Source organism: Methylosinus sp. Ce-a6 (assembly GCF_009811655.1).
Lineage (GTDB): Bacteria > Pseudomonadota > Alphaproteobacteria > Rhizobiales > Beijerinckiaceae > Methylosinus.
Genome location: NZ_BGJX01000016.1, coordinates 12039 through 25705, shown reverse-complemented (window position 1 = coordinate 25705; position 13667 = coordinate 12039). Strand labels below are relative to the sequence as shown.

Here is a 13667-nt window from a genome sequence, read left to right as displayed (position 1 = left end):
TTCCCGAGAAATAGGCCAAAGGCGCCGGCCGCGTCCAGCCGCGAGGGCCACACCGCCGCCACTGATGCTCGGGGTCCTCGGCCGGTGGCGCGCCGTCACCAACAAGAGCGACGAGTTTGGAACTTTTTGAAGGGCCGCAGATTGACAGCTCGGGCGACGAATTCTGCAAAGGAGACGCTTATGCACTGCGGAGATTGCCGTTTTTGGCGCCAGCCGGACAACCAGTGCCGCCGAAACGCCCCCCTGCCCATGCGCGGCCAACAAGGAACCATGGACACGGCATGGCCCCTCGTGGCCTCCGACGATTGGTGCGGCGAATACCAGCCCGGCTACATCGACCGGACCAGCTTGCCCGTGGAAGCCCAGGCGCGCGCCCGGGCCGGACATAAGGAGCGCGCCCAGCACTGAACCTCGTCGAGCGCGGCCGTTTCGGCTCACTTTTCGGAGGCGCGCGCAGACTCGGCCGCGCCGCTATAGGACACGCGCCAGATCGTTCCATTGCCGTCCTCGCTGACCAGCAGAGAGCCGTCGCGCGCGACGGCGACATCGACCGGGCGGCCCCAGACGCGCGCGTCGACGACGACGAAGCCGGTCAGAAAATCCTGATATTCCCCGGTCGGAACGCCGTCCTCGAAGGAGAGCCGCACCACTTTGTAGCCGGTGCGCTTGGCGCGGTTCCAGGAGCCGTGCAGAGCGACAAAGGCGTCGCCCCTATAGTCCGCCGGGAACTGCCCGCCGTCATAGAAGGCGATGCCGAGCGGCGCGGAATGGGGCTGGAACAGCACATCCGGAACCGTGATCTTATCGCCGAGATCGGGCCGCTCGCCGGCGTGGCGCGGGTCCTCATGCGCGCCGATGTAATGCCAGGGCCAGCCGTAGAAGCCGCCCTCTTTCACGCGCGTCGCATAGTCTGGCGGCAAATCGTCGCCGAGCATGTCGCGCTCATTGACGACGCACCAGAGCTCGTCGCTGTTCGGCCGCAATTGCAGGCCGGAGCAATTGCGCAGCCCATTGGCGACATTGCGCCGGCTTCCCCCCTCGGGATCGATGGCGAGCACGGTCGCGCGCTCGAGTTCGGCGCCCGCGCTCGCGCCGAGGCCATGCTCCTTTTCGAGCTCTGCGACCTCCGCCGCCGAGGGGCGCGGATGGCCCTCGGCGACATTGGTCTTGGAGCCGACGGCGACATAGAGCGTCTTGCCGTCGCGCGAGAAGACGAGATCGCGCGTCCAATGGCCGCCCTCGGCGCCGGGCAGCCGGGCGACGATCTCGGCCGGGCCGGAGGCTTTCAGATCGCCGTTCTTATAAGGGAAGCGCAGCACTTTCGTCGGCGCGCCGACATAGACGAAGCGCGGCTCCGGCCCCGGCGGATAGAATTCTATCCCATAGGGGCGCTCGAGTTCAGAGGCGAAGACATGGGATGAGGCCGGCGCGACCTTCCCATCCTCGAGGCGGAAGATGCGCAAGCGGCCGCCGACGCTCTCGGAGACGAAAATATCGCCGTTGGGCGCGACGCGAATGACGCGCGGCCCCTCGAGGCCGGAGGCGAAGACCTCCGCCGAAAAACCGTCGAGCGTCTTCGGCGCGGCGCCCTCGGGGCGCGGGACCACCTGCGAGCGCGAGGCGGTCGGCTCGCTGGCGAGCGGCGCGGGCAGGTCCGTCGGCGTGATCTTGCGCCACGCGCCGGGCGCGTCCTTCCGCCAGTCGCTGAATGCGGCGCGGCCGATCAGCCTTCGCGCCGGCTCCGATTGCGCGAAGGCGAGGCCGGCGCAGGCGCCGGCGAGGAGAAGTGTCGGGGCGAAACGCTTCATGGGCGGCCTCTCTCGAAATATTCCCGCATTCTAACCGACTAAATCGCATTTAGAAGATCGAATTATTAGCAATTTCGCGCCGCGGCGCGGCCTTTGACAGACGGGCGCGCCTCTTCCGGCGGACTTGCGCCGGTGCTATTCGACCGCCTCCACGAATGGAAGGAAAAACGACTATGAGCGAGATCTGGCTGGCGACGGGAGAGGCGACGGTTCTGGCGGCGGACGGGCAATATACCGACGCCATGCCGGAAGTGCTGATCGGCAGCGTGAAGGGTCCGGTGGGAACGGCTTTCGCGTCCATGACGGGGCAGGTCGCGGGCCATCCGCGCATGTTCGTCATTCGCGACCTCAATCAGCAGGTCCGCCCCGCCACCATGATGACGACCAAGATGACGGTGCGCTCCAACGACTATGTGGAGCTGCTCGGCGGCGTCGTGCAGGCGGCCACGGGCGACGCCATCGTCGATGCGGTCTCGGAGGGAATCATTCCGAAAGATCAGGTGAATGATCTCGTCATGATCATCATGGTCTGGCTCGATCCGCGCTGCGCGACCGATCCCAATCTCGACAAGCGCGACCTCTATCGCACCAATTACGAGGCGACGAAGCTCGCCATTTCCCGCGCGATCAAGGGCGAGCCGACGATCGACGAGCTCGTCGCCAACCGCAAGACGGTGACGCATTATGCGCTGGAAGGCGTGTTCGACGCGTGATTTTGCGCAGTCCGCGCAGCAAAAATGAATCGCTGCGACGATTGCGAATCACGCCTCGAAGCGTTAGCAAACGAATCCTCACTGTGGCGCGTCTTGAAAAAATGGCGCGTCTCATTTCGATTCGAGGGGAGATTTGCGATGGCCAAGGCGAAGAGCGACAAGCCTGCGGCGGCCAAGAAGGCCAAGAAGCCCGAAGCCGCTGCGGTTCGTCCGGTGAAGGAGAGCTTGACCAAGTCCGCCCTGATCAATCTGCTCGCCGAGCAGAACGAGATTCCGCGCAAGACGGCCGCTTCGGTCTACGCCACGCTCGAGGAAGTGTTCCTCGGCTCGGTGCATCCGCGCGGCGTCGGCGAGTTCACCCTGCCGGGCCTCTTGAAAGTGTCGCTGCGCAAGGTTCCGGCGCGCAAGGCCGGCACTCTGGTGCGCAATCCGGCGACCGGCGAGATGGTCAAGGCCGCCGCCAAGCCCGCGAGCGTGCGCGTGAAGATCCGCGCCCTCTCCAAGCTGAAGACGGCCGCGGCTCCCTGATTTCTTCTGGTATTCGATAGCGAGCCCGAAGGCTCGCGGTCCAAAGGCGCGCGCCTTGGACCGCGAGCCTTCGGGCTCGCATTTTTGTTGCGCGATCGTCAGACGGCCCTCGCCTTTCCGGCCCGATTTTTCGTGAGCCACGGGCTCCAGGGCTGCGGCGCGATCAAACCTTCCCCGACCCAGACCGGCGATATGCGGCCGCGCCCGACGCGGCCGACGAAGGCCGGCTTGTGCAAATGCTGCGTCTCGGCGTCGAGCCGCAGCGCGAAGCCGCTCGGCGCGCGCACACTATGCAGCGGCAGCGCGCGGCGCACGGCCTCGATATCGACCGAGCCGGCCGCGGCCACGGCGGCGCGCCACAGCTCGAAGCCGACATAGGTCGCCTCCATCGCGTCATTGGTCGTCGCGTCGGGCGAATTCTTGTAGCGGCGCCATTGCTCCACGAAGCCGTGATTTTCCGGACAGTCGATCGCATGGAGATAGTTCCAGGCGACATAGAGGCCGTCCATGTCGCAATGAGCGAGCGCCGGCAGCTCGGCCTCGCCGATCGAGAGCGACATGCAGGGCGTGACGGAAACGAGCCCCGGCAGCGCGCCGAAGAAGCGCAGATTGGCGTCGCCGCTCACCGTCGAGACGATCGCCGCGCCGGGACGCGCGGCGAAACGGCGAATTTCCCTAGCGATCGCGCTCCAATCCTCGAGGCCGGACGGCGCATAGATTTCGACGACATCGTTCCCGCCGACGCCCTTTTCGGCGAGATAGGCGCGCAAAATGGCGTTGGTCACGCGCGGATAGACGTCGTCATTGCCGATGAGCAGAAAGCGCCGCGCGCCGAGGCCGCTCAGAAAATCCACCGCTGGAATCGCCGTCTGGCTCGGCGCGCCGCCGGCGTAGACGATATTGGGCGAACGCTCCTCGCCCTCATATTGGCTCGGATAGAAGAGAAGCCCTCTCGCTTTTTCGACCACCGGAAGCGCGGCCTTGCGCGAGGCGGAGGTCCAGCAGCCGAAGATCGCCGCGACGCCGCGCTCCTCCAAGAGGACGCGCGCCTGCTCGGCGTAGAGCTTCGGATCGGAGCGCGGATCCATGATCACCGCCTCGAGCGGCCGTCCGAGCAGTCCGCCCTGCGCGTTGCAGCGCTCGACGAGCATCGCCAAGAGCTCCTGCAGCGGGCGCTCGCTGCTCGTCATCGTGCCGGAGAGCGAGTGCAATATTCCGACGCGGATCGCGCCATTCTCGAGATCGGCGAAATAGCGCTCGACGGCGCCGACGAGACTTCGCGAGCGGCAAAGAAGCGTTTCGGCGGTCGAGAGCGCCGAGCGGCCGGCCGTCTCCGCCTGCGCCACGACGCCGCCGACATCGGGCAGCGCCTCGCCGACGCCGCGGGCGACGCAAGCCGCGCGCGCGCCGATGCGATCGAGCTCGGCCGCCTCCCGGCTCAGAGTGTCGGCGAGGTCGCGATTGACGCCGGCGACCGCCTCGACGCTCGACGACACTTCGGCGATCGCGGCGACCGTCTCCTCCACCGCCGCATGGATGGCGTCGATCTGCGTCTCTATGTCGGCGGCGGCGCGCGACGTCTGATTGGCGAGCGTCTTCACCTCGCTCGCCACCACGGCGAAGCCGCGTCCGCTCTCGCCGGCGCGCGCCGCCTCTATGGCGGCGTTGAGGGCGAGCAGCGAGGTCTGGCCGGCGATCGCTTGAATGAGCTTGCTCACCGCGTCGATGCGGCCCGCCGCGGCGGCGAGGCCGCGCACGATCTCCTCCGCGCGCGCGAGATCGGCGGCGGTGCGGTCGGCCGCCTCGCGCGCGGCGGCGACCTGCCGGGAGGAGCGCGCGGCGAGTTCGTCGAGGGCGTTGCGCGCCGCCATCGCCAGGCCGTCGACATCCTGCGCGGCCGTCATGGCCGCGGATGTCGCCGCGGACAGGCGGCGAAGCATGTCGCCTTTGCAGGCGGCGAGTTCTCCGGCGGCGGCCTGCGCCATCTCGCTCGCGGCGCCGAGCGCGCCTTCCGCCTCGGCGGCGCAGCCGCGCAGCCGCTGCGTGAAAAAGGCGCGGCCGGCCTCGCGGATCGATTGCTCCGCCTGGCGGCTGCGCTCGGCGACGGCGAGCGCGTCGGCGGCGATCAGCGCGCGGCGCATCTCCTCGGCGATGCGCCCGAGCCGCGCCGACAGGGCGCCGCCCCGGCGCGGAAAGCCGGCGTAGCGGTCGCCCGCCGCGATCGTCTCCAGCGCCGCGATCTGCGGCGACAAACGGCGTTCGATCGCGACGGCCGCAGCGAGCGCGGCGAGAGCCGCCGCCGCGACGGCGACGCGCAAATCGCCGCTCGCCCAGACGACGACGAGGGGCGCGAAGGCCGCCGAAACGGTCGCCGCGAGAAGGGAGACGCAGGGAAGATTCACGGCCGAATTGTCCGCCATGGCTCGCACGCTTCGATATGGGTCTGGAAATGCGCTATTAATTTCGTCACACACCGTTACCAACCTGTTTCCGCCATGCGCTTTCCCCGCCTCGATTGTCGGCAAAAGGCGCCGACATTTTCGGCGCCGCAGAAAGCGGAGGGCGCGGTAAGCGCGTGACTCCTCTTCCTCGGCGGTTTATTCCGGGATCGGGAGCTTTGCCGAATGAGTGATTTGTCGAAACGATTGCGCGTTCCGTTTCTCGCTTTGTGTCTCGCTTTCGCGGCGGGCGGCTGTGGCGGACGTCCGCATGGCGTGCTGACCCCGCAGCCGCAGGCGGCCGGGACGAGCCGCGTCGAATTGCTCGTCGCCACGACACGCAGCGCAATGGGCGCGGAGCCCGGCGATCTCTTCACCGGCGAGCGTGGAAAAGGCCTCGCCTTCGCCGATATAGCGATCTCCATTCCGCCGGACGGCGCGCGCCAGATCGGCGATGTGCAATGGCCCGCCGCTCTGCCCGGCGACCCGGCCCGCGAATTCGTCACGCTGCGCGCCGATCCGCTCGGCCAGCAGGAGGCGGCGCGCCGTTTCGACGCGCGCATCGTCAAGACGCCGAAACGTCAGGCGCTGGTCTTCGTCCATGGCTTCAACACGCTCTTTTCCGAGGCGGTCTATCGCTTCGCGCAGATCGTGCATGATTCCGGCACGAATGCGCTGCCGGTGCTGTTCACCTGGCCGTCGCGCGGCAAGCTGCTCGCCTATGGCTACGACCATGAGAGCGCGAGCTATTCGCGCGACGCGCTGGAGCATGTGCTACGTATGCTCGCCAAAGATCCGTCGGTCGGCGAGATTTCGATCCTCGCCCACTCCATGGGCAATTGGGTGACGCTGGAAGCCTTGCGCCAAATGGCGATCCGCGACCATGGCCTCCCACGCAAGATCGCGAATGTGATGCTCGCGGCGCCGGATGTCGATTACGACGTGTTCACGCGGCAGATCGCCGAGATCGACGAGCATCGCGCCATCTTCACTCTCTTCGTCTCGCGCGAGGACGAGGCGCTCGCCGCCTCCCGCCGCGTGTGGGGCGACAAGGTGCGGCTCGGCGCGATCGATCCCGGCAAGGAGCCCTTCGAGGACACTCTGGCGAAGCGCCGCTTCACCGTCGTCGATCTGACCGATGTGAAATCCTCCGACCCGCTCGGCCATGGCACATTCGCGCAATCGCCGGAAGTGGTGCGCTCGATCGGCGCGCGGCTGGCCCAGGGCCAGACGCTCGCCGACAATCAGAGCGGGGTGGGCGAGCGGCTCGGTCAGGTGGCGACGGGAGCGGCTTCCGCGGTGGGGACGGCGGCGAGCGTCGCCGTCTCGACGCCTTTCGCCGTCGTCGATCCGCGCACGCGCGAAAATCTCGGCGATCAGCTGCAGCGCCTCGGCGAGCAGATGAGCGACACGGCGGCCGCCGGCGCCGATGTCGTCGCGCGGCCGCTGCGCTGAGCCGGCGCCGAGGCGGCGGAATTCACCAAGAAACGTCGCGGCCGCGATAATCGATGAAACGGCCCGTGTCGTCGATGGTCAGCGCGTCGATCGTCTCTATGAGGCCGACGGCGCTCTCCTCGATCGTGAGATCGGCGTTCTTCCCGCCCATATCTGTGCGCACCCAGCCGGGATTGAGCGCGACGACGGTGACGCGCTCGCGCTTCAGATCGTGAGCGAGGCCCTGGGCGATCTTGTTCAGCGCCGCCTTGGCGGCGCGATAGGCGATATTGGTCGCGCCCTCGGTCGCCATGGAGCCGAGCCCGCTCGACATCAGCGCGATGCGCGGATTGTCGGCGCGCAGCAGGGCCGGCAGAAAGGCCTGGACGAGCCGCAAGGGCCCCAGCGCATTGGCGTCGAAGAGATCGAGCGCGCCGGCGAAATCCATGTCCAGGGTCGATTGGCGCTGCGGCCCATAGGCGCCGGCGTTGCAGACGAGCACGTCGAGAGGCTCGATCAGCTCGCGCGCCGCGGCTCGGATCGCCGCCTCGTCGCGCTGGTCGAAGAGAAGGATCGAGAAGCGCGCGCGATGGCGCGCGACATCCTCCTGCAAACGCGCGCGCGCCTCCTCGCTGCGCACCGAGGCGGTGACGTCGTCGCCGCGGGCGGCGAGCAGCGTCGCGAGCCCATGGCCTATGCCCTTATTGGCGCCGGAAATGAACCAATGCTCCGCCATCGGCCGCTCCCCGAATTCATTTGGAGGGAGAATATAGCGCCGTTTCGCCCGCCGTCAGGCCGTCCCTGTGGCGACAAGAACGTCGGCTCGCCATAAAATTATCAAATTTCGAAAATTAGTTATTGCGCCAAATTAAATACTTGACAAAGCGAAGCGGCGAACGCGCCAAACAGGTGGCTCGCACGTTTCTGCGATGGAGAAAAAAACGCAGTGTAATTGTGAATAACGGGAGCGAGAACAAATCGTGACCGAAATATCGGCGGCATTGCATATAAGACTGGGGTGTCGCGAATCTTTCGCGATTCGGCCCCGCTCCCACACGGCCTAGGAAACCAAGGGAGCGGGACCGACCCAGAAACCTCATATAAAGGTTCCCGCATATGTCTATCCTACCAAACCCACAGGTCAATCAGAATCCGTATGTCAACTGGAAAGGCGCCAGTGGCGCGTCATACGCTTTCTGGCTTCATCCAATTGGGACAAATTACTTTGAACTGCCTGGGGTCTATGTCTTCTGCACTCTGGCCGGCGGCCTTTGGTATGCGAAATATGTCGGCGAGACGGACAACTTTGCCCGTCGTCTCTCCGATGAGCTTAAGTCCCATCATAGATGGGATAGCATACGCGCTCATGGGGCCACACACATCTGCACCCGCGTCGTCGAAGGCGGGAACGCCGAACGCCTGCGAATCGAGACCGATCTCCGTCATGGTCTGAACCCACCATGCAATCGCCAATGATCGGTTAACCTTTTGAGCCCGATGCAAGCGCCGGGCTCTCTTCCTTACGCTTCCGATCCGCGTTTTCGTTTTGCTTATGTGGCACCGGCGGCGCCTTGAGCATCTGCTTGAGTGTGGAGTTCATACGCTCAAAAGGCTTCTGATTTTGTTTCCCTGGATAATCGCCAATGTCAGCCCCCGACACCGATAACTCGTCTCTCCAAGCGGCCCTAGGTCTTATCACTATGAATTGGGCAATTCTCGAATTCAGCCTAGCGATGATTCTAGCGGAACTGATCGAGACAGATCATGCGACAACCGTGATCGTATCCGCCGCGCTCGACTACCGGCATCGGCGCGACCTCATCAATTCTCTCGCAGCTATAAAGCTATGCGACGATAAGGACACGTTTCGAGACCTTGCGGCATACATGGGGCATGTCAAAGGAATGGCCAAAGAGCGCAACGAGGCCGTTCACAGCATGTGGACGACAGACCCACATACAAACAAAATTATGAAGATCAACATACGAAATCAAGGCTCTATGGATATGGCGTTTAAGCCGACTGCCCCAGGCCATCTAAAATCCATCGCTGACAAAATCGGCTCACTTGCGAACCAAGGGACAGCCCTAGCCATTAGAGTCAGGGAAGCCGTGAAAACATGGCACGAAAGACATCCGCTACCATTGCCGCCTCATCTAGAGCAGGAGGCGCGTCGTCAGGAAGCCAATCCAGATAAACCTTGAGGCCAGCCTTGATCATCTCAGGCGTGGCGACAACCTTTGGCGGCTCCGTGTCAGAGGTTGTCTCTTCTTGTCGCGCGGCATTCTGCCCGCCCCGACGCCCCCGCCGCGCGATCAAGCCCGCAGCCGCGCGATGAGCGCTTCCGCCGCCGCGGGCGCGCGTTGCTTGGCGCCGGCGATCATGAAGACGAAGACGTCGCGCGCGCTTTTCTTCGCAGGCGCGGCGAGATGCGGCAGATCGGCGGGCGTCTCGCCCTTCTCCCAGGCGCGCGCTCGCTTCGCCCAGAGATCGAGATCCTTCGCCTCATAGCCCGTCGCGCAATTCTCGCGCGTGCGCTGCAGACGCGCATAAACGAAATCCGCCGTAGCGTCGGCGATCGCCGGATAATCGTCCGAATCGGCGAAGACGGCGGCGACATTCGCCTCACGCAGCAGCGCGATGAATTTCTCGTGGAGAAAGCTCTCGTGGCGGACCTCGAGCGCGTGTCGCAGACGGCGCGCGCCGCGTTTCTTCGGCAAGAGCTTCAGAAAGGCCGCTATCTCCTCGGCGTGGAAGCGCTTATAGGGCGCGAGCTGCCAGAGGATGGGGCCGAGCTTGTCGGAGAGCTCCAGCACGCCGCTCGCGAGAAAATGCTCGATTCTGTCGCTCGTCTCGGCGAGCGCGCTCGCGTTGACGGCGGCGCGATGCGCCTTCACCGAGAAAATGAAATCATCGGGGGTCGCCTCGCGCCATTTCACGAAGCTCTCGCGCGATTGCGTGCGATAGAAGGTGGAATTGATCTCGATCGCCGTCACATGGCGGCTCGCATAGGAGAGCTCCTCTGCGCCGGGCAGCCCTTTCGGATAGAAGAGCCCGCGCCAGGGCGCGAAGCTCCAGCCGCCTATGCCGACCCGGATCATGTCGAGGCCTCCGTCGCGGCCGCTCACCGTCCCTTGCGGCTCAGCAGGCGATGATAGAGCGTCTTCGCCGCCATGCGCAGACGCCGCCGCCAGACCTCCTTGGCGTGCGCCTCGGCGAATTGCGTGGCGCCGTGCGTCTTCGACTGCACCATCAGGTCGCAGACCACGAGGCGATCGGGCCAGCAGCGCTCGATCATATAGTGGCCGGCGATGGCGCAGGAATCGGTCAACGCCACATCCTCGCGCTCGGTCTGCGTCTCGGTGATGGCGTAGACGAGCTGCACGCCGGGCGCCTGCGCGCGCAGGCTCTCGTCATAGGCGATCTTCCAGAAATAGGAGCGGGAGCCGCTCTCTATGACGACGCCCATGGCGATCGGCTTGCCGGCGAGCTCGAGGCTGTGGATGCGAATCTTGCCCTCGCGCGCGAGAAGCCGCGTCGCGCTGCGCACGAAAGTGGCGAGCGAGGGATGGCCGAGCAGCGCGCCGCGCTGGGCCTTCCAGCCGCTCGCCTCGAGCGCGAGAAAATCCTCGGTGGCGCGCGGAATCTCGGCCGGCGTCGAATAGACGACGCGTTTCAATTCGCCGGCCTCTTCGAGCCGGCGGCGGCGGCGGCGCATCTCGCTCAGCGCCTTGCGCGAGCTCATGCGCGTCCAGACCTCCTCCGGATCGCCGCCGGAGAGGAGCGCCGCGCGCTCATGGCGATCGAGCACGCGCCAGTCGCGCCCCGTGGCGCGCGCGGCGCGGGTGAAGGCGGCGAAGACCGGCCCGCTCATCGGCGTCTTGGGAATGAGCGCCGCGCCCGCGCCGGAGCGCGCGCTGGCGCACCAGTCGAGGATCGCCGCGGCCGCCTCCTCGGCGCAGTCGCGGTCGAGCAGAGGCGTCGCCAGCGCGGCCTGCTTGTGCAGCCAGCCGCGCGCCGTCGCCGCGCCGAGCGAGAAGCCGGGGGCGACGATCGGAAACAGCGCGACGAGACGGCGCGCGCCGGCCACGCCCATCCGCTTCCAGACGAGGACGAAGAGCGGACGCGACCTCGCCGGAAAATGGCGCGCCGCGGGAAGCGCGAAGCCCGGCTCGAGGAAGCCGTTGGGCTCGGCGGCGCGCTCGACGAGATCGGCCCAGTCGCGGACGTGCTCGCTCATCCGCTCGACGCCGAGCGCCTCGGTCTCCAGCAACCCGTTCGTCATGACGCCTTCGCGGCCGCCCGCGCTCTGCTCGGAAGCATTCGCAGGGCCGGAAAGGCTTCCCAGATACGCCGCCCGATTGATCCAAAATGGCGCGGTGGCCATGCTTCGCCCCTCGTCGCTTCTCAGTTTCGCGCAGGTCGCACGCCATTGCGAGACGAATCGCGCGGACGCGTCGGGAGCGTTTCAAGAGCGAGGCCAAGCCGCGGGCCAAGCCGCGGGCCCATCCGCGACGGGCGCCGCTGTGGGAAATTTGTCACAGCGTAGATAAATATTTGGGGATCAAGGGGATCGGGAGAGAGCCCGTGCTCCTGCGCGGTTGCGCGCGCGCTTCCTCCCGTGCCAGAGTGATACTGCCGAGGTCCGGCATTTGCCGGATGTGGCGGACCCGCTATATGAGTTCACCTGCGGTCGAGTCCTTTCGGCCCGTTAAGACCAGAGTTGGCGCTTTGACGACTTCGAAGACACCCCTTCTCGACCGGATCGAAACGCCGCAGGATCTGCGCAAATTGCAGCCGAGCCAGCTACGCCAGCTCGCCGACGAATTGCGCCGCGAGACGATAGACGCCGTCTCCGTCACCGGCGGCCATCTCGGCGCCGGGCTCGGCGTCGTCGAGCTCACCGTCGCGCTGCATTATGTCTTCGACACGCCCGACGACAGAATCGTCTGGGACGTCGGCCATCAGACCTATCCGCACAAGATCCTGACCGGCCGCCGCGACCGCATTCGCACGCTGCGCCAGGGCAAGGGGCTCTCCGGCTTCACCAAGCGCGCCGAGAGCGACTATGACGCCTTCGGCGCCGGCCATTCCTCCACCTCCATTTCGGCCGGCCTCGGCATGGCGGTCGCCCGCGATCTCGCCGGCGGCTCCAATCACGTCGTCGCCGTCATCGGCGACAGCGCCATTTCGGCCGGCATGGCCTATGAGGCGATGAACAACGCCGGCGCGCTCGATTCGCGGCTCATCGTCATTCTCAACGACAATGACATGTCGATCGCGCCGCCGACCGGCGCCATGTCGGCCTATCTCGCCCGGCTCGTCTCCGGCGGCGCCTTCCGCACTCTGCGCGAGACGGCCAAGCAGCTCGCCCGCCATCTGCCGCATTTCCTCTATGACAAGGCGCGCAAGGCGGAGGAGTTCTCGCGCAGCTTCATCACCGGCGGCACTTTGTTCGAGGAGCTCGGCTTCTATTATGTCGGGCCGATCGACGGGCACAATCTCGAGCATCTCCTGCCGGTTCTCACCAATGTCCGCGACAAGGACGATGGTCCGGTGCTCGTTCATGTGGTGACGCAGAAGGGCAAGGGCTATGGCCCGGCCGAGGCTGCGGCGGATCGCTATCACGGCGTCAATCGTTTCGACGTGCTGACCGGCGCGCAGGACAAGCCCAAGGCCAACGCGCCCTCCTATACGAGCGTCTTCGCCAAGAGCCTCGTCGCCGAGGCGGAGCGCGACGACAAGATCGTCGCCGTCACAGCGGCGATGCCGGCCGGCACCGGCCTCGACCTTTTCGAGAAGGCCTTTCCGGACCGCATGTTCGATGTGGCCATCGCCGAGCAGCACGCCGTGACCTTCGCCGCCGGCCTCGCCTGCGAGGGCTATAAGCCGTTCTGCGCCCTCTACTCCACCTTTCTGCAGCGCGGCTACGACCAGCTCGTCCATGACGTGGCGATCCAGCATCTGCCGGTGCGCTTCGCCATCGACCGCGCCGGCCTCGTCGGCGCCGACGGGGCGACCCATGCGGGCGCTTTCGACATCGCCTATCTCGGCTGTCTGCCCGGCATGGTGATGATGGCGCCCGCGGACGAGGCCGAGCTCGTCCATATGGTCGCGACCTCCGTCGCCTTCGACGAAGGGCCGATCGCCTTCCGCTATCCGCGCGGCGAGGGCCTCGGCGTCGAGCTGCCCGAGCGCGGCGACATATTGGAGATCGGCCGCGGCCGCATCCTCCGCGAAGGCTCGAAAGTGGCGATCCTCTCGCTCGGCACGCGGCTCGCCGATTCGCTCACGGCGGCGAAGGAGCTCTCGAGCCGAGGCATTTCGACCACGGTCGCCGACGCGCGCTTCGCCAAGCCGATCGACCGCGATCTCTTGCTGCGGCTCGCCGCCAATCACGAAGTGCTCATCACGATCGAGGAGGGCTCGATCGGCGGCTTCGGAACGCAGGCGTTCCGGGTCCTGTCGGAGCATGGCGCGCTGGACGGCGCCCGCGGCGCGTTCAAATTCCGCGCGATGATCCTGCCCGACCTCTATCTCGACCACGACAAGCAGGATGTGATGCTGGCCCGCGCCGGCCTCGACGCCCGCGCCATAGTGGCCAAGGCGCTGGAGGCGCTCGGCGACGAGCGCGCCGCCGCGCGGGCGCTGATCGCGTAAATCCGAATCTCTCGAGCGCGACTCCTTCTCCAACTCGTGGGAGAAGGCGGCCCTCGCGTCGGCGAGGATGAGGGCCCTTCGGGCCG

At 66.2% G+C, this 13667-nt stretch carries 10 protein-coding genes; 5 read left to right on the top strand and 5 right to left on the bottom strand.

All coding sequences use genetic code 11. From position 1 onward, the window contains the following. Positions 1-434 precede the first annotated feature (434 nt). Positions 435-1808: a sorbosone dehydrogenase family protein gene (locus Mspo_RS11545; RefSeq protein ID WP_159729876.1), complete on the bottom strand. Its 1374-nt coding sequence runs from the start codon at positions 1806-1808 to the stop codon at positions 435-437. Positions 1809-1981: 173 nt separating this feature from the next. On the opposite strand from Mspo_RS11545, the gene fae reads away from it, so the two are divergent. Together fae and Mspo_RS11535 are read left to right on the top strand one after the other, a co-directional pair. Then, on the top strand, positions 1982-2521 hold the full coding sequence (fae, locus tag Mspo_RS11540; protein ID WP_159729874.1) for a formaldehyde-activating enzyme: 540 nt from the start codon (positions 1982-1984) through the stop codon (positions 2519-2521). Positions 2522-2659: 138 nt separating this feature from the next. Continuing rightward, on the top strand, positions 2660-3049 hold the full coding sequence (locus tag Mspo_RS11535) for an HU family DNA-binding protein (protein WP_159729872.1): 390 nt from the start codon (positions 2660-2662) through the stop codon (positions 3047-3049). A 98-nt stretch (positions 3050-3147) separates the two neighbouring features. On the opposite strand, the gene Mspo_RS11530 is transcribed toward Mspo_RS11535, so the two are convergent. Then, a complete protein-coding gene (locus Mspo_RS11530; protein ID WP_159729870.1) occupies positions 3148-5469 on the bottom strand; it encodes a transporter substrate-binding protein in 2322 nt (773 codons plus the stop codon). A 204-nt stretch (positions 5470-5673) separates the two neighbouring features. On the opposite strand from Mspo_RS11530, the gene Mspo_RS11525 reads away from it, so the two are divergent. Next, positions 5674-6942 carry an alpha/beta hydrolase gene (locus Mspo_RS11525; RefSeq protein WP_159729869.1) on the top strand — a complete coding sequence of 423 codons (1269 nt, stop codon included), beginning with the start codon at positions 5674-5676 and terminating at the stop codon, positions 6940-6942. A 22-nt stretch (positions 6943-6964) separates the two neighbouring features. Here the strand turns inward: Mspo_RS11525 and Mspo_RS11520 are convergent, their stop codons facing one another. Beyond that, positions 6965-7657 carry an SDR family oxidoreductase gene (locus Mspo_RS11520; protein ID WP_159729868.1) on the bottom strand — a complete coding sequence of 231 codons (693 nt, stop codon included), beginning with the start codon at positions 7655-7657 and terminating at the stop codon, positions 6965-6967. A gap of 907 nt (positions 7658-8564) precedes the next feature. Between Mspo_RS11520 and Mspo_RS11515 the strand changes: the two genes are divergently transcribed. Continuing rightward, the gene (locus tag Mspo_RS11515) at positions 8565-9125 is read left to right on the top strand and encodes a hypothetical protein (RefSeq protein WP_159729867.1); all 561 of its coding nucleotides are present in this window, start codon (positions 8565-8567) and stop codon (positions 9123-9125) included. Between the two features lie 111 nt (positions 9126-9236). Here the strand turns inward: Mspo_RS11515 and Mspo_RS11510 are convergent, their stop codons facing one another. Both Mspo_RS11510 and Mspo_RS11505 read right to left on the bottom strand, forming a co-directional pair. Beyond that, on the bottom strand, positions 9237-10022 hold the full coding sequence (locus tag Mspo_RS11510) for a DUF72 domain-containing protein (protein WP_159729865.1): 786 nt from the start codon (positions 10020-10022) through the stop codon (positions 9237-9239). Positions 10023-10045: 23 nt separating this feature from the next. Then, complete coding sequence (locus tag Mspo_RS11505) at positions 10046-11206, bottom strand: GNAT family N-acetyltransferase (RefSeq protein WP_244613367.1); 1161 nt, start codon at positions 11204-11206, stop codon at positions 10046-10048. 446 nt (positions 11207-11652) lie between these two features. Between Mspo_RS11505 and dxs the strand changes: the two genes are divergently transcribed. Then, complete coding sequence (gene dxs, locus Mspo_RS11500; protein WP_159729861.1) at positions 11653-13581, top strand: 1-deoxy-D-xylulose-5-phosphate synthase; 1929 nt, start codon at positions 11653-11655, stop codon at positions 13579-13581. Positions 13582-13667 lie beyond the last annotated feature (86 nt).

Excerpts from the sequence above, each read along its gene's own strand:
- Mspo_RS11505 (WP_244613367.1), bottom strand. The coding sequence starts at position 11,206 with ATGACGAACGGGTTGCTGGAGACCGAGGCGCTCGGCGTCGAGCGGATG.
- Mspo_RS11530 (WP_159729870.1), bottom strand. The coding sequence starts at position 5,469 with ATGGCGGACAATTCGGCCGTGAATCTTCCCTGCGTCTCCCTTCTCGCG.
- Mspo_RS11520 (WP_159729868.1), bottom strand. The coding sequence starts at position 7,657 with ATGGCGGAGCATTGGTTCATTTCCGGCGCCAATAAGGGCATAGGCCAT.
- Mspo_RS11510 (WP_159729865.1), bottom strand. The coding sequence starts at position 10,022 with ATGATCCGGGTCGGCATAGGCGGCTGGAGCTTCGCGCCCTGGCGCGGG.
- Mspo_RS11545 (WP_159729876.1), bottom strand. The coding sequence starts at position 1,808 with ATGAAGCGTTTCGCCCCGACACTTCTCCTCGCCGGCGCCTGCGCCGGC.
- Mspo_RS11515 (WP_159729867.1), top strand. The coding sequence starts at position 8,565 with ATGTCAGCCCCCGACACCGATAACTCGTCTCTCCAAGCGGCCCTAGGT.
- Mspo_RS11535 (WP_159729872.1), top strand. The coding sequence starts at position 2,660 with ATGGCCAAGGCGAAGAGCGACAAGCCTGCGGCGGCCAAGAAGGCCAAG.
- fae (WP_159729874.1), top strand. The coding sequence starts at position 1,982 with ATGAGCGAGATCTGGCTGGCGACGGGAGAGGCGACGGTTCTGGCGGCG.
- Mspo_RS11525 (WP_159729869.1), top strand. The coding sequence starts at position 5,674 with ATGAGTGATTTGTCGAAACGATTGCGCGTTCCGTTTCTCGCTTTGTGT.